The organism is Lysinibacillus parviboronicapiens, from assembly GCF_003049605.2.
Lineage (GTDB): Bacteria > Bacillota > Bacilli > Bacillales_A > Planococcaceae > Lysinibacillus > Lysinibacillus parviboronicapiens.
The window spans coordinates 2,708,135-2,727,133 of record NZ_CP073713.1 but is presented as its reverse complement, the minus strand read 5'-3'; the positions used below and the strand labels follow the sequence as shown (position 1 = coordinate 2,727,133).

General features: G+C 34.0%; 22 protein-coding genes and 3 pseudogenes. 16 read left to right on the top strand and 9 right to left on the bottom strand.

What is annotated here, in order from left to right; translation table 11 throughout:
- Positions 1-436: 436 nt before the first annotated feature.
- From C9J31_RS24390 to C9J31_RS13075, 3 genes and pseudogenes are all read left to right on the top strand, one after another.
- Positions 437-649 (top strand): annotated as a pseudogene (locus C9J31_RS24390) (hypothetical protein); the annotation flags it as partial.
- 715 nt (positions 650-1,364) lie between these two features.
- Complete coding sequence (locus tag C9J31_RS13080; RefSeq protein WP_107951381.1) at positions 1,365-2,252, top strand: nucleotidyl transferase AbiEii/AbiGii toxin family protein; 888 nt, start codon at positions 1,365-1,367, stop codon at positions 2,250-2,252.
- Positions 2,253-2,521: 269 nt separating this feature from the next.
- Complete coding sequence (locus C9J31_RS13075) at positions 2,522-3,130, top strand: YpjP family protein (protein WP_107951382.1); 609 nt, start codon at positions 2,522-2,524, stop codon at positions 3,128-3,130.
- A gap of 153 nt (positions 3,131-3,283) precedes the next feature.
- On the opposite strand, the gene C9J31_RS13070 is transcribed toward C9J31_RS13075, so the two are convergent.
- Complete coding sequence (locus tag C9J31_RS13070; protein WP_193767175.1) at positions 3,284-3,460, bottom strand: hypothetical protein; 177 nt, start codon at positions 3,458-3,460, stop codon at positions 3,284-3,286.
- Between the two features lie 43 nt (positions 3,461-3,503).
- Positions 3,504-3,856, bottom strand: a pseudogene (locus C9J31_RS13065) (alpha/beta fold hydrolase); the annotation flags it as partial.
- Between the two features lie 848 nt (positions 3,857-4,704).
- On the opposite strand from C9J31_RS13065, the gene ltrA reads away from it, so the two are divergent.
- Positions 4,705-6,474 (top strand): group II intron reverse transcriptase/maturase, encoded by a 1,770-nt coding sequence (ltrA, locus tag C9J31_RS13060; RefSeq protein ID WP_107951743.1) that lies wholly within the window; start codon positions 4,705-4,707, stop codon positions 6,472-6,474.
- A 169-nt stretch (positions 6,475-6,643) separates the two neighbouring features.
- On the opposite strand, the gene C9J31_RS13055 is transcribed toward ltrA, so the two are convergent.
- Both C9J31_RS13055 and C9J31_RS13050 read right to left on the bottom strand, forming a co-directional pair.
- Positions 6,644-7,153, bottom strand: coding sequence for a DUF3231 family protein (locus tag C9J31_RS13055; protein WP_107951610.1), 510 nt, complete (start codon positions 7,151-7,153; stop codon positions 6,644-6,646).
- 166 nt (positions 7,154-7,319) lie between these two features.
- Positions 7,320-7,565, bottom strand: a complete 246-nt coding sequence (locus tag C9J31_RS13050; protein ID WP_107926570.1) for a gamma-type small acid-soluble spore protein — start codon at positions 7,563-7,565, stop codon at positions 7,320-7,322.
- Between the two features lie 186 nt (positions 7,566-7,751).
- On the opposite strand from C9J31_RS13050, the gene C9J31_RS13045 reads away from it, so the two are divergent.
- From C9J31_RS13045 to C9J31_RS13025, 5 genes are all read left to right on the top strand, one after another.
- Positions 7,752-7,955: a hypothetical protein gene (locus C9J31_RS13045; RefSeq protein ID WP_107951611.1), complete on the top strand. Its 204-nt coding sequence runs from the start codon at positions 7,752-7,754 to the stop codon at positions 7,953-7,955.
- 22 nt (positions 7,956-7,977) lie between these two features.
- Positions 7,978-8,223, top strand: a complete 246-nt coding sequence (locus C9J31_RS13040; protein WP_153062551.1) for a hypothetical protein — start codon at positions 7,978-7,980, stop codon at positions 8,221-8,223.
- Between the two features lie 820 nt (positions 8,224-9,043).
- On the top strand, positions 9,044-9,202 hold the full coding sequence (locus C9J31_RS13035) for a hypothetical protein (protein WP_193767239.1): 159 nt from the start codon (positions 9,044-9,046) through the stop codon (positions 9,200-9,202).
- Between the two features lie 290 nt (positions 9,203-9,492).
- Positions 9,493-9,663, top strand: coding sequence for a hypothetical protein (locus tag C9J31_RS13030; protein WP_193767207.1), 171 nt, complete (start codon positions 9,493-9,495; stop codon positions 9,661-9,663).
- Between the two features lie 265 nt (positions 9,664-9,928).
- Positions 9,929-10,114, top strand: coding sequence for a sporulation protein Cse60 (locus C9J31_RS13025; RefSeq protein WP_107951613.1), 186 nt, complete (start codon positions 9,929-9,931; stop codon positions 10,112-10,114).
- 407 nt (positions 10,115-10,521) lie between these two features.
- Here the strand turns inward: C9J31_RS13025 and C9J31_RS13020 are convergent, their stop codons facing one another.
- Positions 10,522-11,148, bottom strand: a complete 627-nt coding sequence (locus C9J31_RS13020) for a nitroreductase family protein (protein WP_107951614.1) — start codon at positions 11,146-11,148, stop codon at positions 10,522-10,524.
- A 130-nt stretch (positions 11,149-11,278) separates the two neighbouring features.
- On the opposite strand from C9J31_RS13020, the gene C9J31_RS13015 reads away from it, so the two are divergent.
- Entirely contained in the window at positions 11,279-11,650 is a 372-nt protein-coding gene (locus C9J31_RS13015; protein WP_107951615.1) for a winged helix-turn-helix transcriptional regulator, read from the top strand.
- Between the two features lie 428 nt (positions 11,651-12,078).
- Here the strand turns inward: C9J31_RS13015 and C9J31_RS13010 are convergent.
- From C9J31_RS13010 to C9J31_RS13000, 3 genes and pseudogenes are all read right to left on the bottom strand, one after another.
- Positions 12,079-12,267 (bottom strand): annotated as a pseudogene (locus C9J31_RS13010) (Ger(x)C family spore germination C-terminal domain-containing protein); the annotation flags it as partial.
- A 274-nt stretch (positions 12,268-12,541) separates the two neighbouring features.
- Positions 12,542-13,072, bottom strand: a complete 531-nt coding sequence (locus C9J31_RS13005) for an HXXEE domain-containing protein (protein ID WP_107951635.1) — start codon at positions 13,070-13,072, stop codon at positions 12,542-12,544.
- Positions 13,073-13,507: 435 nt separating this feature from the next.
- Entirely contained in the window at positions 13,508-13,969 is a 462-nt protein-coding gene (locus C9J31_RS13000) for a GNAT family N-acetyltransferase (RefSeq protein ID WP_107951618.1), read from the bottom strand.
- Between the two features lie 372 nt (positions 13,970-14,341).
- Here C9J31_RS13000 and C9J31_RS12995 point away from each other — a divergent pair, with 372 nt between their 5' ends.
- The 3 genes from C9J31_RS12995 to C9J31_RS12985 all read left to right on the top strand — a co-directional run bounded on the left by C9J31_RS12995 (position 14,342) and on the right by C9J31_RS12985 (position 16,827).
- Complete coding sequence (locus C9J31_RS12995; RefSeq protein ID WP_107951619.1) at positions 14,342-15,622, top strand: oligosaccharide repeat unit polymerase; 1,281 nt, start codon at positions 14,342-14,344, stop codon at positions 15,620-15,622.
- A 156-nt stretch (positions 15,623-15,778) separates the two neighbouring features.
- Positions 15,779-16,150 carry a DUF4181 domain-containing protein gene (locus C9J31_RS12990; protein ID WP_107951620.1) on the top strand — a complete coding sequence of 124 codons (372 nt, stop codon included), beginning with the start codon at positions 15,779-15,781 and terminating at the stop codon, positions 16,148-16,150.
- Between the two features lie 32 nt (positions 16,151-16,182).
- A complete protein-coding gene (locus C9J31_RS12985) occupies positions 16,183-16,827 on the top strand; it encodes a hypothetical protein (protein WP_107951621.1) in 645 nt (214 codons plus the stop codon).
- 208 nt (positions 16,828-17,035) lie between these two features.
- On the opposite strand, the gene C9J31_RS12980 is transcribed toward C9J31_RS12985, so the two are convergent.
- Positions 17,036-17,686 (bottom strand): FusB/FusC family EF-G-binding protein, encoded by a 651-nt coding sequence (locus C9J31_RS12980; protein ID WP_107925576.1) that lies wholly within the window; start codon positions 17,684-17,686, stop codon positions 17,036-17,038.
- 223 nt (positions 17,687-17,909) lie between these two features.
- Here C9J31_RS12980 and C9J31_RS12975 point away from each other — a divergent pair, with 223 nt between their 5' ends.
- The 3 genes from C9J31_RS12975 to C9J31_RS12965 all read left to right on the top strand — a co-directional run bounded on the left by C9J31_RS12975 (position 17,910) and on the right by C9J31_RS12965 (position 18,999).
- The gene (locus C9J31_RS12975; RefSeq protein ID WP_107925578.1) at positions 17,910-18,116 is read left to right on the top strand and encodes a hypothetical protein; all 207 of its coding nucleotides are present in this window, start codon (positions 17,910-17,912) and stop codon (positions 18,114-18,116) included.
- Positions 18,117-18,253: 137 nt separating this feature from the next.
- A complete protein-coding gene (locus C9J31_RS12970) occupies positions 18,254-18,652 on the top strand; it encodes a MarR family winged helix-turn-helix transcriptional regulator (RefSeq protein WP_054768358.1) in 399 nt (132 codons plus the stop codon).
- Entirely contained in the window at positions 18,652-18,999 is a 348-nt protein-coding gene (locus C9J31_RS12965) for a DUF3147 family protein (RefSeq protein ID WP_054768359.1), read from the top strand. The genes C9J31_RS12970 and C9J31_RS12965 overlap by 1 nt, the downstream gene beginning before the upstream one ends.

Below are 18,999 nucleotides of genomic sequence, written 5' to 3'. Positions count from 1 at the left end.
AATTCAAGTGAATGATGCTTCGTCAATCTAGCAGTTGAACTACGAGTAGATGGAACAAACTTGGGCACCTATGATGAAGTGAAGGTACTACAACGTTTTGGACTCCTCCTATACGTGAATTATTAAAATAGACACTTTATTCGCTGGTTGTGACGCATTTAAAACAACAAAAGTCCATTTTATTGGCGAATATTTATCTACAAGCTTAATTTGCTCGAAATGAACAATGAAAGTCAAAGCAAAATGGCATTTTGATGCCGAGGATTTTCCGAGTAATCTAGAGATTTCGCAAGGTGGGGTTCATATCGCCTTTTTTATCGCTGGATGCTAAAGAATGATTTTGCTAGTGATGAATTATATGAAGATGCACAAGAAGAGATAAATCTGATACAAGAAGGACAATATAGTGTTTTGAAATTTCTGAGATGGGGTATTATTAGATGAGGACTTAAATGATTCGGGTGCGGATTTTGCGAATCATTATTATGAGGACAAAAATAACTTTGCAGATAACTTTAGCAATTACTTAAGTGACTATAGTCACCTAGATTTTGATTATTTACCAGACATAGTTGATACGCTTTATGGCGTGTTGTTTTCAGAGGTGAATTACAAAAAAAGTCAAAGAAGTCAAAGAAGTGATGGATAGACGATATAAGGAATTTTTAATATGGAAAATAACTATGGATAGAGCGAAAGCTAGTAGTCACAAAGAGTTTTAAAAATGATTTTACTTTTATCGAATGCTATGCTATAATTGATATCGTGCTATTTTAGGTAGCGAATTTCTGTAATCTGGCATTCTGCTTTTTGTTTTTTAGGATACTTATTCACACTGGCGCATGCTTTGGGGCTGCAAGGACGCAAGAGAAGGTTGGGTTTGCGTTGCTTAAGTTAGAAGGCACACAGTGGAATTTTACCGCGGTAAGGAAACAATGACGTTTCTAGATAATATTCCCCAGATGATTGGGTTGAGACTTTATAATTTACAAAAATGTTACCTATTAAATACTAAAGGGGTGGTTTCGCGTATAGCGAGGCTGCCCCTTGCCTAATTTAACTTGTAATAATAATATTGATGAAATAACAGTTAAGCTCAGTATTGAAAAATTTAATATCAGTAATGGATAGATAAAGCATCTCTAAGTTGATTTTTGACGGAAAGATGCTTTTTTGCATTGACAGTCCATGTCGACACAATCGCTAAGATTCGATGATAATCTACACAATAAGGTTGGATTATATTACCGTTTACGCCATTTGAAATTTACGTAATAATAAAAGATAGAATGTTAGAAAAAATCAATTTTTTGCTAACTACCCTAAAAATCCGAGAGAAAATTGTATAAAGGCGGGGCTGAAATATGGACAATGTGAAGACTATATCAAGTAAGGTATTATTGCATTTGAAAACAATGGCTACAGAAAAGGACGAGAGCCTTGATGCACTGTTAGGGCGTTATGTTCAAGAAAGATTGTTATATCGAATATCGATATCCCCTTATCAAGAAAGATTTGTGCTTAATGATGACGTGTTGTTATTATCATTAACAAATGGCGCAGTAACACTATCCCGTGAGATGGCTCTGATTGCAATACATATGCCTAAGGATATGGCGAGTATCAAGCAAGCGTTTATTGAAATTTGTTCGATTCCAATCCATGAAGACGGTATTCACTTTCTTGAAGATGAATTCGACTTTACTTACGAAAATGATGAAGAGATTCAAGTAAGTATTGTGGCTACACTGGCCCAAATCAAAACATACATACAAGTTAGTATTAGTTTTTTGAACAATTACCGAATGACACCTACCATTACGGCGTTTCCTTCATTACTGGAAATGCCATCACCAATGATTTTAATGTATCCAACTGCCTTCGTTATTGCAGAAAAATTTGAGAAAATAATCAGTTTGCCAGCTTCAAATTGTCGAATGAAAGATATTTATGATATTTTTAGGCTATCAACTACGCAAAAAATAGAGGGGCGTGTTTTGCAGGAAGCAATCACAGAAATATTTGATAACCATAGAACAATTATAGAAAAAGATCATCCGGTATTTACCAAACATTTTTATTTAGATACCGAGCGTAATAAAGTTTGGTTAGCTTTTATTGGGCAACAGCCGTTCAAGTTTGAAGAAGTCATGAAGCGTATAAAAATTCTTCTATGGCCAATCTATAATGAAATTTTGGAGGAGGGTGAATTTTTCAAAAATTGGGATAACACATTACAACAATGGAAATGAACATGAAAAAGACCGCGAACTCGGTGAAGATCGCGGTCTTTTAACGAAAATGAATTAGTCCGTGAAGCATAATGATGATAAATAACCTAACATTATTAAAAGTCCAATACCCATTGCGATTGACATGCTTTGTACCTCCTTTAAAAAACCACACATTTATACATAAATATTGTACAATGAATTATAGAAATATGAAACCTTTTATTGGGCTAAACGTATATATAGATAGAATAATTACCAAATTGTACATAAAGAGAAGGTGTTAATTAATGAAAAAGTGGGTTCAAAAAAGTATCGTAATTATGGTTGCGTTTTTAACATTTGGATTAATTACGCCAACACATGAAATATGGGATGCATTCGATCAAAATTCGTCAAACCGTGCCGCTATCGGGCCGTCATCGGGTACAAGCACTGCCGTAGCTGCTGAACCAGATTCAAATCAAGAAGAGGATACCGAATTATATCAAGAAGCGATTGACTACGGTGCATTACTTATGGATGCAGCAAAAGAGCAATCGTATATAAAGTTTGGTACAAAAATAGGGCCAAAAATTAGCAATGAATTTGATGCCATAATTTTTCCGAAAATGGAAGAAGCGATTGCTATGACAGTTGCGAGCTTAGACGATGGATCTTTGGCGTCTCTAGCAATTACGGAAAGACCGAGTGGCAACTATGGTGAAAAAATTTTCAATATTACTAACAGTCAAACAGGATCGGATTTAATCCGTTTCCATGTACGTACAGAGAAACGACCTCAAGAAGGTTATTATTATAATTTTCATTACCACAGTGCCGAAGACGACTTTATGGCACATAATAACTTAGGTGATATTTACTGGGAAAAAAACACACCACCGAAGTGGTTGTCCTAAAAATCTTGAAACACTCGTCACAAAAACGAGTGTTTTTTTTTACAAACATTGCTATATCAACGTTTTCACTGATTTTCTGAGTAATTATATTTACAAGTTGTTTGGGTAGGTGAGTGAGAAGAAAAGTGAGTGCCCCAAAAAGGCCCCAATTCATCATTTTTTAATTTCCTCTGATTCTTCAAATGAACTCAAGTTGATAATTTCATCCATAAGATTAGACGCGTGTACTTCATCTTTTTCAAATGAATGTGCATAAACTTTATAAATTGTTTTAGGAGTATCACCAACTAAAGCTGCAACTGTAGGTATTGGATTATTGTGTATCGTCACAAATGTGTGCCGTGCTTCGCTCTTTTTCAGTTATATCACTTTATCCATAACCAAAAGGCTCCATCACTACGACTCTGTAAAATGGCGATAACTCTTCTACAAGCGGCTTAAAATCAAGTGCTGGTGTTCCTGTTCCCAAACCTGGTAGTAGCACGACGGTTTCTTCGCCTTGTCCTTGAATCAAAACATTCATATTTTTCCCATCTACTGTTACAGACTGACCATAAGGTTTTATTTTTCCTTCCTCTACTTTGCTACTGATCTTATCAATGACAAAAACAATGGCTAAAAAACGACCATTGCTATAACTAATGCTGCTAAAATTTTAAGTGAAATGATAAGCAATTTTTTCCTCTTATTAGCTGGTTTTTTGCCTGTTGTTGTGTCCAAGTCCATTTTCTTCACCTTTTGTATTTTCACTCACATCTTCTGGGCCACCTTTAAGAGCCCTAAGGAAAGCCTAAACGACGAAGATATACTTTCAGTGAGATGAAACAAGTGAAAGATATTGTTTAGTGTGCGAAACGTTTCCCTATAAATGTTTATTCATGAAATGGGAGGGCTGTTATTACAGCCACAACTGATTAACCGAAATTCGGAATGAAAGCCGTCATGTTGAGCTGAAACGAATTATCTGATACTCCTACATGCATGAACTGGTAATAGACAGGATGTGTATGAAGCTAGGTAAAGTCGGCTGAAGAGTACCTAAGTTGCTAAGAAAGGATAAGGTACTTAATAGGTCGGGATGCTATAAAATATCTATGGTGAGAATGCCCATTAGGGCTGACGAACTTGCGAATGTAAGGGTCTAGACAATAACTATGATTGAAAAACATAGTCTGATTTATTCAGAGTTAAACACCGAAAAGTAAGATTACTGAATATGAACTTCGGGATATTCGACAAGGAGAATATAGTTTAACAGGCTTATAGCAAGACCTAAGGATATATGGAAAGCTAGGTTAATCGGAACGTTGTAAGCAAGGAACATCCATTTAACGACTATTATCGGGATGGTGGACATAAGGCATATGCCGAAATTTCTTTATCCTTGTGAAAGTAGGGGCACAGTACCAATGAAGCGAGTAATGACCGTGGAGGGATAGCCCCAAGTCTTGTTCTTTGAAAACTAAATCAACTAAATGAAACTCACAAGGTCGAGTAAGATGATGGGACTTTTCTTATGAAAGGGGCAACACACCATCGGTGAGTACAAACTACGACATGCAGAATATTATGATATGCAAAGTATATTTGATGACTTTTACGAAAGAAGTAAGAATAATGCAACCAAAGGTTTAAATTTATACGAACATATTATATCTAAAAATAATATTCTACTAGCTTATCGGAATATTAAGGCTAACACAGGTTCAAAAACAGCTGGTACAGATGGTATCACCATAGAGCAATATAAAATAGAAGATGTTGAAACATTTGTGGACGAAATAAGAACAACATTAAAGAACTACAAACCTCAAACGGTCAGAAGAGTAGAAATACCAAAACCAAATGGGAAAACCAGACCACTAGGGATTCCGACCATGAGAGATAGACTTATACAACAAATGTTTAAACAAATACTAGAGCCAATCTGTGAAGCTAGATTTTACAACCATTCGTATGGCTTTAGACCAAATAGGTCAACTCATCATGCAATGGGGAGATGTCAATTCCTTGCTAATATTGCATTAAATCAACATGTAGTAGACATAGATATAAAAGGTTTCTTTGATAATGTCAGTCACTCAAAACTGTTAAAACAAATGTACAGTATAGGAATTTGTGACAAAAGGGTATTAAGTGTAGTATCAAAAATGCTAAAAGCCCCTATAAAAGGTATAGGAATCCCAACAAAAGGAACTCCGCAAGGAGGGATTCTCTCACCTCTTCTATCCAATGTTGTATTGAACGATTTAGATTGGTGGATAAGCAATCAATGGGAAAATATGAAAACCAATTCCAATTATAAAGAAAGAAAAAATAAAGTTTACATGATAAAAAGAACTACGACCTTAAAGGAAATGTATATCGTGAGGTATGCAGATGACTTTAAGATATTCACAACATCCCATAAAAATGCTACCAAAATCTATCATGCAGTTAAAGGTTATCTCAAGAATTACTTACATCTTGACATTTCCAATGAAAAATCAAAGATCACCAACTTACGGAGAAGAGCATCCGAATTTCTTGGATTCTCACTCAAAGTAATCAAAAAAGGAAAGCGATATGTAGCCAATACACACGTTATGGATGATAAAGTGAAAACAATTCTGCAAAAAGCCAGAAAGTTAATTCATGAAATCCGAAAAAATCCAACAGCTAAAATGGCTATGAATTATAACGCATATGTTCTTGGAATAAAAAACTACTACAAGATAGCAACGCATGTGAATACTGACTTCTCTGAAATAGCCTATCGGCTTTCTCGAACCTTATACAATCGACTCAAATCTATTGGGAAATATGGAATACCAATTAAACCCTCAGGAACATATAAAAGGTTTAACAAAAATAATTATAAGACATTTGAAATAGAGGGAATACACCTTTTCCCTTTAGCGGATATAAAAACTGTGAACAGTAGAAATTTTAGTCAAGACTTATGCAACTATACAAAAGAAGGAAGATTACAGCTACATAAACAGTTAAAAAGTGACGTAGCTATTGAAATAAATAAACTACTAAAAAGAATTCCTTATAGCGATAATCTTGAATATGTAGATAATCGAATTTCAAGATACTCTATGCAATCAGGTAAATGTGCGATAACAGGAGAATTCTTAGTGGCTGAAGAAGTTCATTGTCATCACAGAATCCCTCGACATATGGGTGGTACTGATGAATTCAAGAACCTCGTAATAGTGCATAGAAATGTTCACAAATTAATCCACGCTACAGAAACAGAGACGATTGAACGATATAAGAGCCTTCTCCGATTGGATGGTAAACAATTGGAGAAATTAAACCAATTTCGTAAGAAATGTAATTTAGTTGCTTTAGTCTAAAAGGATAAGATGGAACGCCTAATGCGGTGAAAGCTGCACGTTGGGTGTGGAGCAGGGGAAAAGATGGAGATAACTTCAAAATCTTACCTATTGCTATAGTGGGGGGCATCAAAACCAAAAAAACCCCAGTTTTAGTACTGGGGGAGACGGTTTGTCAGGTAAATAGATACTATTTTTCTGGATAATCTACATGTAATGGTGGTGAAACTAACCAACCTTTATTTTTATTAAGACGTAGAAGTTTAGCACCGATTAGAGCTTTTGCCGCATGGAATTGACCATACATTAAAGCAATGTCTTCACGAGTTGAAGTGCCCATTGCTTGACTGCATGCAACCAATCCAGCAACTAGGTCGGCTGTAAGCGCGGCGCTGATTTCTGGATCATTAAACTTTGCTCCTGGAGGAATATCTTCCAGTCTTGCTACAGGTCTTTCAGGTGGAGCAGGTGGTAAACCAATACCATTAGTTTTTAAGATTTTTTCTAATTGTTTTACTTCATCCCTACAAAGGTCGATTATATCTTCAATAATTTTTTTTAGATCTTCGTCACCTGCATGATTATAGAATGTTTGATAGCCAGCAATCATGCTAGAGCCTGCAACTAAACCTGACCAAACACTAAATACTTCACCATAATGCAATGGTTCATCTTTTGGATTTCCGCTAAGTATGCCCATACTACACTTCCTTTCTGGTTTCTTGCCTTTTTTTAAACAAGTATGGATGAAATTTAAAAAATAATTCATTTAAAAACAAGGTTACTGAACACTTTGAGGATTTTATTCAGCAGGGGAGAATAAAAAACCGGCAGAAAAAGATTGCCGGTTTGGGCTTATTATCAACTTAATTTGTATTGTTTCCGTAACCATTATTTGCGTTACGACCAGAAGCTTGTATTTTCTTAGCCTCTGCTTGCTGAATTTGTTGTTTAACTTGGTTAACATCAGTCTCAGTCCCGAATTCTTCGTTCATTGAGTTCATTGCATTCGGAGTTGCAAAACGACCTGAAGCTTGATTTTTGTTAGCTTCGGCTTGTTGGATTTGTTGTTTGATTTGGTTAACGTATTGATTGTTGTTATTATTTGGCATGGGTTTCACCTCCTGAATTTAGTCTGTTCAGAACATGTTTTATTATCCTTATATTTTTTTCAAATTTGAAAAATTGCTGAATTAACAAACTATATTTAATAACCAAAAATCCCTAGATATTCACAGAATAAAATATGGACATGTTGCTCACGATAAGCTGAATATTTTCTAAAGGGGATGGATTTAATGTTCAATCGTTCATTAGCACATAATGGCGTATTTAGATTACCACCAATACAACGAAAAAATGACTCTGAGTTAGATGTTGCTATTGCTGACCTTGAGAAAAGGGGATTTCGTTTAGTTAGACGTGGCAAAACACCTAATCGATATATTTGTGATACAGCATGCCTTCGAGTTTGGGCCATTATGGAAAAATATATGTATTAGTAAAAAGATTTGTAGTAGGAAGGTGAGAAAAATCAAAGGTTACATGGCTTCGTTTCATAAAAGGAAAAATACGAAAATTTATGTAAAAGAAGTAACATTACTCGAAATTGGCGGTATTTATTATCACATAGAAATTGAAGGGGATTTATTAGTTGGGGAGGATTTACGCAAGCCAATAGAAGAGAATAATAAAGTGTATATATATGATTGTGACGAAAATTCTGTATTAGTTGTTGCAGATGAATATATTCGCAATATTTGCTACTGAAAATTTTGAGGAAATTATAAAAGGGCTATTGTGGCATTATCAGTGACCCCAAAAAGTAGAGGTATAAAGCAAATGGATTAGCTTTATACCCTAACTATTATTATGATGTGATATGTATTTTTTCTGTGGGCATTTGACTGTGAATACGAAAGAACTTGTTAAACAATCTGATACTGCACTATATGAGAATTAATCGCAAGATTTGGAATGATGGGATAGCAAAAAGCAATTACAGTTTGGGGCGATGCAAAAGTAGCTATCCCAAAACTAATATATGTAATGGGATTTAATACCATTTCAACTGTATGGAAAGAATTTCTAAGAGAAAAATGGGATTACTAAACAAATATTATAGGGTCACTCGTAGGAAAGTGACCCAGAACTAACAATTCAGGAGGTGCCAAGCTAAGCGAAATTAGCTTAACACTACTATTTATATGATTGGATAACTAGGTTTGTATAGTTCATTGCCTTTGAAATAGATTAAAAAGTAAAAAACCGCAGCGTTATTACGGTAAACAAGGGTCACGTGTGGGAGTGACCCAATGTTCAAGAAAAGAGTGATCTTGAGTGATTTTGTAAGGCTAAATTAGCTTTACATTATTATTAATATGACGTTATAGCTATGTTTGTATAGTGAATTGCCTTGAAAAATAAAAAAACCGCAGCGAGCGAAATCTCTGCAGCCTTAAGTAAAATGAGAACACTATAGACACTCTTATTTTGTCCAGACTTTATTATATTTATACATCAAACCAGAGTGGGATCGTTCGTTACAACTCACAATTAAGTAAATTAACAAACAAGGTAGGTGCTGCAAATGCCTACGTTATCGCGTAGTGATATACAAATAATCGAAAGGTATTGGATACAATTTGATGAATATAAGAAGAAATTGAAGTATCGAGAATGGGAATTACTTAATGAACATAATATCGATGGTGGACGCTTGAACAATATTTCCAATCCCAGAACGTAAAGCTATAATCCTTGCTGAAGAAAAGCTTTATCAAAAACTAAAAGATATTGTTAACACAATTGAAGAAATATATTCCCAGTTGGATCACGATCTAAAAATCATAGTAGACATGCGTTATTGGGATACAGAAAAGAAATGTTATGAATGGGAAGACATTGCAGATCGATTGTATATGTCGCGATAAGGTGCTAGGTAAACGCAATGCATTAATTGATGAAACAGCCAAGCGATTAGCATGGGCTTAATGCATGAAGAATATATTAATGTAAATGTAAAGGATAGAAAAGGGGATGGGGGTTATTGGATTATTAAATATTATTTTGAACGCTTTTGGGATTACCATGATAACATTGTTTATTTTTCTTTGGACACTTGATGAAGACAAATGGAGTTTAAATGGAATATCTTCTTACGCAGTTCCTACAGCATTAGTTTATTTTGTTGTTTTTGTGTTTGTGTAGAAGTTAGAAATTTCTAATAATCCATATATTGAACTTCCTAACACTAGCGAAGTTCACAAAAATCTGTAGTAAATTGATATTATCAAGTTTTATCAAAAGCGTACGGAAATATGCTAATTAAATTTCCATTACAAAATAAGCACGCTCGCTTGTACGGCGTTTTGCAAACAAGCATAGAAGGCTACTAAAATGGTAGTCCCTTTTTATAATGGCAATACATTCCATTTATTCTATTATTAAGTTAGATGGAAGTGGATGAAAGTGGATGAAAGTGGCACAATTAAGAACCAAAATGCTTGAAGCAAAGGATAATGGAATTCTTGAAAACATGATTAATACATTTTTGTATGATTTACCCGAAGGAGATTTTATTGATATTAAGTTATCTATGGCTCAATATAAAATTTCTTATGCAACATATACAGCACTTATTATTTATAAAACTAATTAAGAGGTCACATCTAACAAGGTGTGGCTTTGTTTCATATTTTTTTACACCATAGAAGTGAGATCTTTCTCAAAATGCACTGTCATTTTTTGTTTCCAACTATTTGTCCTATACAATTGTAATTAAAAATTTTTTATTAATTGGATATTATTAGTTAAAAATGTATATTATCCAAGTAGTTATGTTTATATTTCTTTTTAAACCATTTGTTGGATACTATCTATATACTTGTGTTGATATAATAATTCAGGTGCAACTTTTCCTTTCTGCACAAAGGGTTAAGATGCACCATTCCTCAACCATACAGCAAAGCCCAGGTACTCAATTAATTTTGAGCCTGGGCTTCTTGTCATCAAGAATGACATATTTCTTTGTCTACCTATTTTACATAATTAGATACTATAAGAACATTAAATTATTTCGTTTCTATACATTACCTTATTTGCATCATGCCTTACGGTCTTATGACCGGCTTTAGTACCTTTACCAATAGCTATGAGCATAACATCTAAATACCTTTCAGAAATATTTAAGATGTCTTTTAATTTTTTAGAGTCATAGCCTGACATAGTAATTGTGTCAAAACCAGCTTCATTTGCCAATAAAATTAATGACATTGACGCAAGACCTACATCTCTAGTTAATTCTAGCTTTAGATCTTCTTTTGATTTATTTTCATAATAATTTATTGCGGCATTCGCTAGATAATCTCTTAGCGATTCATCAAAATAACCTGCTTGAAAGCCTTCCTCATGTATCTTAATAATATTACCTTTGTCAAATGCCTGATAATCACCCAACATAACAATTAAAGTTGAAGCTTCTATCACTTGTTGTTGATTAAAGGCTATAGGCAGTATTAAATTTCTTAGGTCCGGATTATCAATAATTAAGTATCGAGTAGCTTGAATATTATTTCCATTAGGTGACTTACTTGCACTTTCAACTAATGAGGTTAGAATTTCTGAACTTATTTTATAACTTGAATCATAATGTCTAACTGAACGTCTTTTTTCCAAAATATTTTTTACACTCATGCTATCAACTCCGAATATTTTTTATCTTGCAGCTTTAATTATAGTAAGCAATAATAAATAAGAAAATAACGCACTTTAAAGTGGTATAGCCACTTTAAAGTGCCTATTCGTGAGTTAGGAGGAAAAGAAGATGGTTAACTATAATACCGGAATCAACATTTTTATGAACATTGCAGGTGGTAAATGGAAATGTTTAATACTCTTTTTCTTGAGTCAAAAATCAGTAAGAACAAAAGAGTTTTACGAATTAATACCTGGAATTACACAAAAAGTCTTAACAGATCAATTGAAACAGTTAGAAAAAGATGGACTTGTACGAAGAGAAATATTTAAAGAAGTACCACCAAAGGTTGAATACAGCTTAACTGATCTAGGAAAATCATTTGTACCAGTATTAAACACAATGTGTGAATGGGGTAATAAATATGTAATTATAAAAGGTATAGATAAAGATCAACAAATTTATTGTGATATGTTCCTAAGTTCTCAAAATGAAATGTAAATGTAATAATCACTTTTTAGTTATCAAAATAAATAACCAGGCGCTCATTTTAAAGTGAGTACCTGGTCTTTTTTTGGTTATTCGTCTATTAACTCTGGACTTTGAATAAAATGACTCTTTTATAAATTAGGATTTTCCCTGTGAAGTTGCCAATAAAGTTGAACTAGTTGGGTTTCATACATAAAATGCTAATTGTAAAAATACATACGTCTTTCTGGATCAATATGTATAGTATTTAGCTAAAGTACCATATAAACTTACCTTTTGAAGTAATTGTGCTAAGCGTGGATTCATTAATTTCCGCCTTTCTTTGCCATGTAGAGATAACATATGCTAATTAAATAGGTTTGGTATAGGAAGTGTTTTGCAAAAGGCTGAAACCTTTGGTAACACGGGGAGAGGACCTTTCAGTACCTTAATATTTAATATTACTCTTTTAATTTCAAGTTTGTCATAGTGCCCAAACTGCTTGTATTTACATTGACTTCAACTTTTACCTCTAATTCGGGAAATACCGTTGGCCAATCAGCTTTAATTTCTTTCCATGCTTTGTAATCTTCACGGTGAAGCACATCACTAAATCCTACAATATCTGCTTGATAATTCTTTTGAATTGTATTAAGTGTTTTTCAATCGCGCCATTAATGGAACAACTAAGGTTACCTTTGCTGTATTTTCCTAAAAGTAATTACCTTACGCCCAGTTCAAAAATATTGTATTAGTTGAATGTATTTTTGAGAGGGAAGGGCAGAGAAAAGCATGTACGCCAAACTTAACAGGCTACTGAGATGAACGAGAAAGTTATGATTATTAACCAAGGGCTTAATGGTGAACAAGAACCCATTAAAAGAATCCAACTGGATGTTGGGTTCTCATAAATGCTATTAAATTTTATATAACCTTTTTCCCTAACCAATGAGCAGTTAAGACAACTGGGAAAAATAAAATACCGAAAGGTAAACTTAGTAAGATAATTTTCCAAGTAATGATTTCCTGAATAAACAATGATTTATATAAAACAAAACTGTATGGGAGTATGATTATTACCGATGTGATTGCTCCAGGAGTAATAGATCGAAATAATATAGATTGCCCGATATGGGAAAATGCATGGATGAAAAAAACTAATGTTATGGCTGTGAAAAAATAGATATTGATAGCTATCCCATTAATTAAATACTGGTTGGCCATAATCGTAGAGAGACTTACAAATAAAAAGATGAATAATACTGCAACAGCAAATTGTGCTGTAGACATGGAAAATTGCTTTACTATTCTATCAGCTATTTTTGCGGGCAATCTTTCATACAGTTTATTACGATTCTTCGTTAACCATTTTTCTACCATAATAATCTCCTCGAAGTCATGGATAATAAAAAAAATGGGAAACAACCAAATAAGTGTGTGAACATTGAATGACATTTCCATAGTTATACCTCGTTTTTGTTATTTCTTTTCATCTTTTTTTACTTCTAAATAGCAGTGTTACCACGAAAATAAAAATTACTAACCATAAAGAATAGAGAAAATTATTGAGCAGAGCCCAATTTCCATTTCTGAAATACTCCCAAGCTGTTGTAAATAAAAACAGGGTTACAAAGAAAGCAATATATATGTATTTTCCGAATAATATCATTTTAAGCACCTCGATATGTATGTTTGTAAATTATAGTTGCAGTGATGTCACACGATACGTCGTTGAATGGCCAGTAGTTTAGTAAAAGTAGAATACTGAACAATCGTGGTTTGCGTCAGAAAAATTTTGTGTAGCAAGAGACGCTTATTTTTTACTTGGAGAGCTGAAGTATTTGGAGCTGTAATTAACAGCTCCTTTAATAATGAATTCTCTGTCCTCGTTTAAAATTCAAGACGCATAGTATGACTCGTATCTTTGAACCCATGTTTTTCATATAAAGCTATAGCGCCGATGTTTTCAGACAATACGTTCAACTCCAAGTAATCCAAATTGCGTTTTTCTGCCCATTTTTTCGCTTCTAATAGTAAAGCTGAACCGATTCCTTGATTTTGATATTGGCTTCCAACAATTACATCAATAATAAAGGCATAATTATGATCAATCAGACATGAATATGGTGGAGTCGTTGATTCTTGAATTAACAAAAAGCCTACTACTCGGTTATTTATATCAGCTATTAAAATATCTGATTTTTTTTCATTAATTGTATTCTTAATAAACACCACATCTTGTTTGGCGGGTTTCAAATATTTTGGTTGTAGGGCTGACATTTCAAAAAAAAGCTCTTCATATAAAACCTCGATTTGTTGAATGTCATCTAGAGTGGCAATCTTTATTTTCATTGTATACCTCCTAAGTGTTTTTATCGTAAAAAGAGTGAATTGCGCCATCAAGTAATATTTTACATTATTGGTTGATTTATAAATATGATACTTTGAATTTACTTCTTAATACTAATTATTGTTTGAGTTGAAAGTACTGAACAATCTGTGGAACGTAAGTATAAAAAACTAAAACCGATTCTGATTTGAAAGTATAAATACATGGTAAATTATCAATAATATAATCTTTTGTGAATTTATTATAAAATATAGTAATATTTTCTATAAATGAAATTTTATTTATGTTATACTATTTTTGTTTTACTTCGAAATTGGTAGCAATCAGTTGATGAATGAGGAGGGGAATGAACATCTTCATAAGGTGTGATATGTATGAGTAAACTGAAACATTTTTTTGGAAAGTTAAATCAGATTGATATGTTTTCACCGTATTTCTTTTTACCTTTTATATTAGTGCTATATTTTTTTACTAGCTTATTTGATTGGCATAAATTTGAACAGTATAGTGTTCGTGTATTCATATGGCCAGTCGTTATTTTAGCACTTGTCTGTTATTACATAGGTGTATATTTAATCGATAAACTCCAATGGACCATTCCAACATTTGGTCTGTCGTTCTTAGGGAAATATGTAATTCATTTTATAGTTGTATTAACATTTCTTGGGTTAGTCTCCTATTTAATGATGCTATTTAGTGGTAACTTAGGGATTACCGATGAAGCCAACCGCCGTAACCTGGACCCAAAATTAAACTTCTTTAGCCAATTATTATGGTTCGGGACTTTATTGCTCTTGTCTTATAAAATGATTTTGGAAAAGAATATGACATGGAAAAGGGCAATCGTCTATGGTTCGATTTTCGCTGTAGTGATGTTCCTGTTCTTATTAATGGGCTATCGAACACCATTAATCATTATGTTATTTACGGGTATCATTATTTTCCACTATATGGTGAAACGGGTGAAGTTAACGTGGTTCTTAACAGCATTAGTCGTTATTGGGGTATCTTTCTCTATGTTCGGATTTATCCGTGTCCTAACAGAGGATTTATCAAAGGATTTTAATAATCGTGAACAGCCAAATGTGGAATTGTCAGCAGAAGAGGAAGAGAAGCTATTAACGGCTGAACAAAAGGTAAACATGACACCTAGTTGGATGCGTGCCATCAACGCGGAAAGTGTCACAAGTCATATCGTTTTGAGTAAGATTATCGAATATACACAAGATGAAGGGTACTTAAAAGGAGAAATGCATCAGGGGATTTTTAGTACGATTTTACCTGGTGAACAAATCTCACCTCGCATGAAGGTAACGGAGGTCGTAAACTCTATTAGTGTAAAAGGCGGTATATTTATTACGCGTGAAGGACGAACAACAACCCCAACCTTTATTGGACAATTGTTCTTAGATGGTGGTTATTTATTAGTAGCAATCGGCTTCTTGTTGTATGGTGTGTTAATTTCATTAATCTATAATAAAGTGAAGCAGGAAGGGATTCGCAGTTTCCACTCTGTCGCATACGCATTTACAATTACGTTGTTTACCGTTTCGATGCATACTGGTTTACTGGATTTAATCTTTATTTTAATGCTGGGCTTCGTGATTATCGCATCTACCATCATTAAAACAGATAATCGAAAACTTCAATACTAATGCACATGGGCTGTCCTAAAGTTGGTTAACACCTGCTTTTGGTGATAGTCCATTTTTTATAGAAAAAGATAAAGTAACATTTCGAAATATGTAAATATATTGAAACTTTTAGCTGGTTTAACCGTATATGTGAGTAAAGAAGCGAGGTGGAAACACATGCTCAAGCTCATAGTATTTAGTGTCATCATGTTTAGTGGATGGTTGTTAATCGATAAGTACTTATACAAGCGTTTTCAAATTCAAAAGCAAGCAAACATGATGGATAAAACGGTTCATCGTTTACAAATAATAGTTGAAATTGTGATTCTTTTGCTATTTATAATTGGCCTAATAGGCTATTTCTATTTTACAGAAGTAAGGGAATTTCCAATAGGCACTTTCATCTTCTTAAGTGTGGCTATCTATGGATTTCGAGCAATTATGGAGTGGCAATTTAATCGTGCGTCGAAGCGGTACATTGTAATGTTGAGCACACTTGCTTATTTTGTTAGTTATCTAAGTATTTTGTCTGTATTCATGCAATCCTAATTTAGAATAAGAAGACTGGAGGAGGGTGATAAATGATAAGAAATTGGTATTATTTTAAGATAGCCATAGTTCTGTTATTCGTAGCTATATTGCTTGCGATACCCTATCCTGATGCTTTAAATAATATCAGTGATGTGGTCCTGCTCAATGTTCCGATTGTTACACTCGAAGCTTTTCAACTAAAGAGCATACTCGCTATCATTTTCCTTATCGGATGTTTTTATTGCATTAGAAGGTCATTAAAGAAACATTTCTTATTGATGTATATAACTGCGATTTTAAGTTTTGTCTTTATTCCATCTTTCTTTGTTTGTGTCTACCAGTATACATGGGCAACAGGCATTCAGGCGATATCGTTTGATGCCTATCGCAGTGAATGTACATATGACAAGTTGGATGAAGACACTTTACAAGGGGTTTGCCAATTGACGCTACGAAATTTAAGTAAGGAAGATGTTACGTTTCAAGTAGAATTTAATGATGCCATCTACAAGGAAGAGATGATTTTCATGAATAATAATGCACCGTATGAGGTTACGCTTCATGGACAACAAAAAAAGGTAGTGAAAATTAGGAGCGTTTTGGATATGACACAAATGGAAAATCACATTTATGACGGTAAAATAGCCAATCTCAGTATTAAGATTTCAGCAGGTCATCAACAACGGAGGATATAACAGAGGACTGTATAGGAATAGATATTCAATAAGCTATACAAAACATTACATAGCGAAAGAGAAAACGAGGGCATAAGCGCTTATTATAATTGAACTTTCTAAAATGACTAATGATGCTTGGCGTGTATGCAAGAGTCATATCCCCGATGGATTTCAATAACTGGGCCAAATTAAAAGCCTTCTCCAAATTGTGGAGAAGGCCCATTTTTTATTGCGTGATGCGATTGAAAAACGCATTTACTTTTTGCATATCTGATACATGCTGGTTACATTTGTCGCTATCCGCACAAATGTAATTACTATGGTTGGTAAATGTGCCAACGATTTGACCTTTAACAGAAGTTGTAAAGAGGCCAACATCAGAGTGACGGTTGCAAATAGCGCAAATACCACGAATCGTATTGTTTGCAAAAATTCCTTTAATGGCTTTTAGTTGCTCGTCTTGCTCAATGATTACATATTTTCGATGTGTACCAGGATCATCCCAAGCTAAATAGCAAATTTGCTGAAAATCCATATCATCCAAACTTGGTAACTTTAACTTTTTTTCCTTTTTGAACAAGCTTTTAATTGTACTAGCAGTGACAGGTTTGAACGGGATGACATAGACCTTTAAACTTTCTAAATAATCTTCACCTTGTTTACGGTCTGTTACGGAAAATAGCTGCTCAATCAGCTGAGCTTCGGCAGCAGTCATTGTCACCTTTGTTGTAATTTCTGTTTCTACAATACCGCGAACGGCAAGTATAACATTCTTGTCCTGAGTTGTAGCAAGTGCCTGTAAGATTTTATTCATTTGTTGCTCGAGTAAATGATAGTTGGCAACCGATAAAAACGGCTGGTTTGTTTGTTTTTCCATGTGAAATCACTCCATTTAATATAGGCTTTTTGGTTGTGGCCTAAAGAGATCATCCATTTTGTGTTATCGAAGTTAACTTAATCTAGATCTCTTTGACCTGCAAAGATGTCGTTCTAGAGCAAGCATTACAAAAGAATGCGACCATTTCGATTCCTCCTAGTAAAGAAAACTACAATTATCTTAACATTTTAAGGAAACGAAATAAAGAAAGGAGTACTTGTATATGCGATTTTTGCGAAAAAATAAATATCTATCATTTTTTATCATTTTGTTTTTCACTCAGTTAGGTGGCAAGTATTATCAAACACAAGAGGTTTATCTCGTATCGAGCTTAGGAATGGCGCTGTGGATTATCGTGGTTTATGCCTTTGTAGATTGGGCATGGGATAGTAAGGATTATACAAAAAAACAAAAAGACATCAGTCGATAAAAATAAAAAATTGGGTGATAAATCCAAATCTAAAGGGATAAGAGGATGTCTTGTCAAAACATTATAAAAAAACCTTTTAATATATCGTTATATACGATATAATCGCTCTTGACGATATATTAAAGGAGTAATAAACAATGATACAAGATATTAATAACTATTTTACAACCATTTTCTATCATCTTCACACTACCCATGAGGATGTTATTTCGCATCAGAGTGTGCGCATATTACAAATGATTCAGAAGGAAGAGGAAGTAACAGTTCGACAAATTGCAGAGCTGTTGAATATTTCACAAAATACAGCGTCTGAGCATATAAAAAAACTAGAGCGCAATGGTTGGGTGCAAAAGGAGCGGGCAGTCGATGATCAGCGTAAGGTGAATCTTCACCTAACAGCAGATGGCCTAAATGTTGTAAAGAAAAACACTGAATTAGATGATAAGAAACTGCAACATGCACTTAATCATTTATCAGCTAGTGAACAACAAACAATCTTACAGGCATTTCGTTTATTAAGTGAGGTGTCGAAATAATGTATACACTGTTAAAAATTCTTAGCTCAGCGGCAATCATTGGCATCGTGACAGAGGTTGCAAGGAGATTCCCAACTTACGGAGGTATAATTGCAGCACTACCGCTTGTTAGTATTTTAAGTATTATTTGGCTTACCGTTCAAAGTGAATCAAGTGACCATATCCAGCGATTTACGGTTGGTGTTTTGGTCGGTCTCCCGGCAACGATGGTCATGCTTTTTGTTATTTACATGGCAATGAAGTCATCTGTTCATATTGTGTTCGCTATTGGACTTGGCATCGTTTCTTGGGCAGTGTTTTTAGGTATACAAAAAGCCATTGCAGGTGTCTTCCATATTTCAATTTAG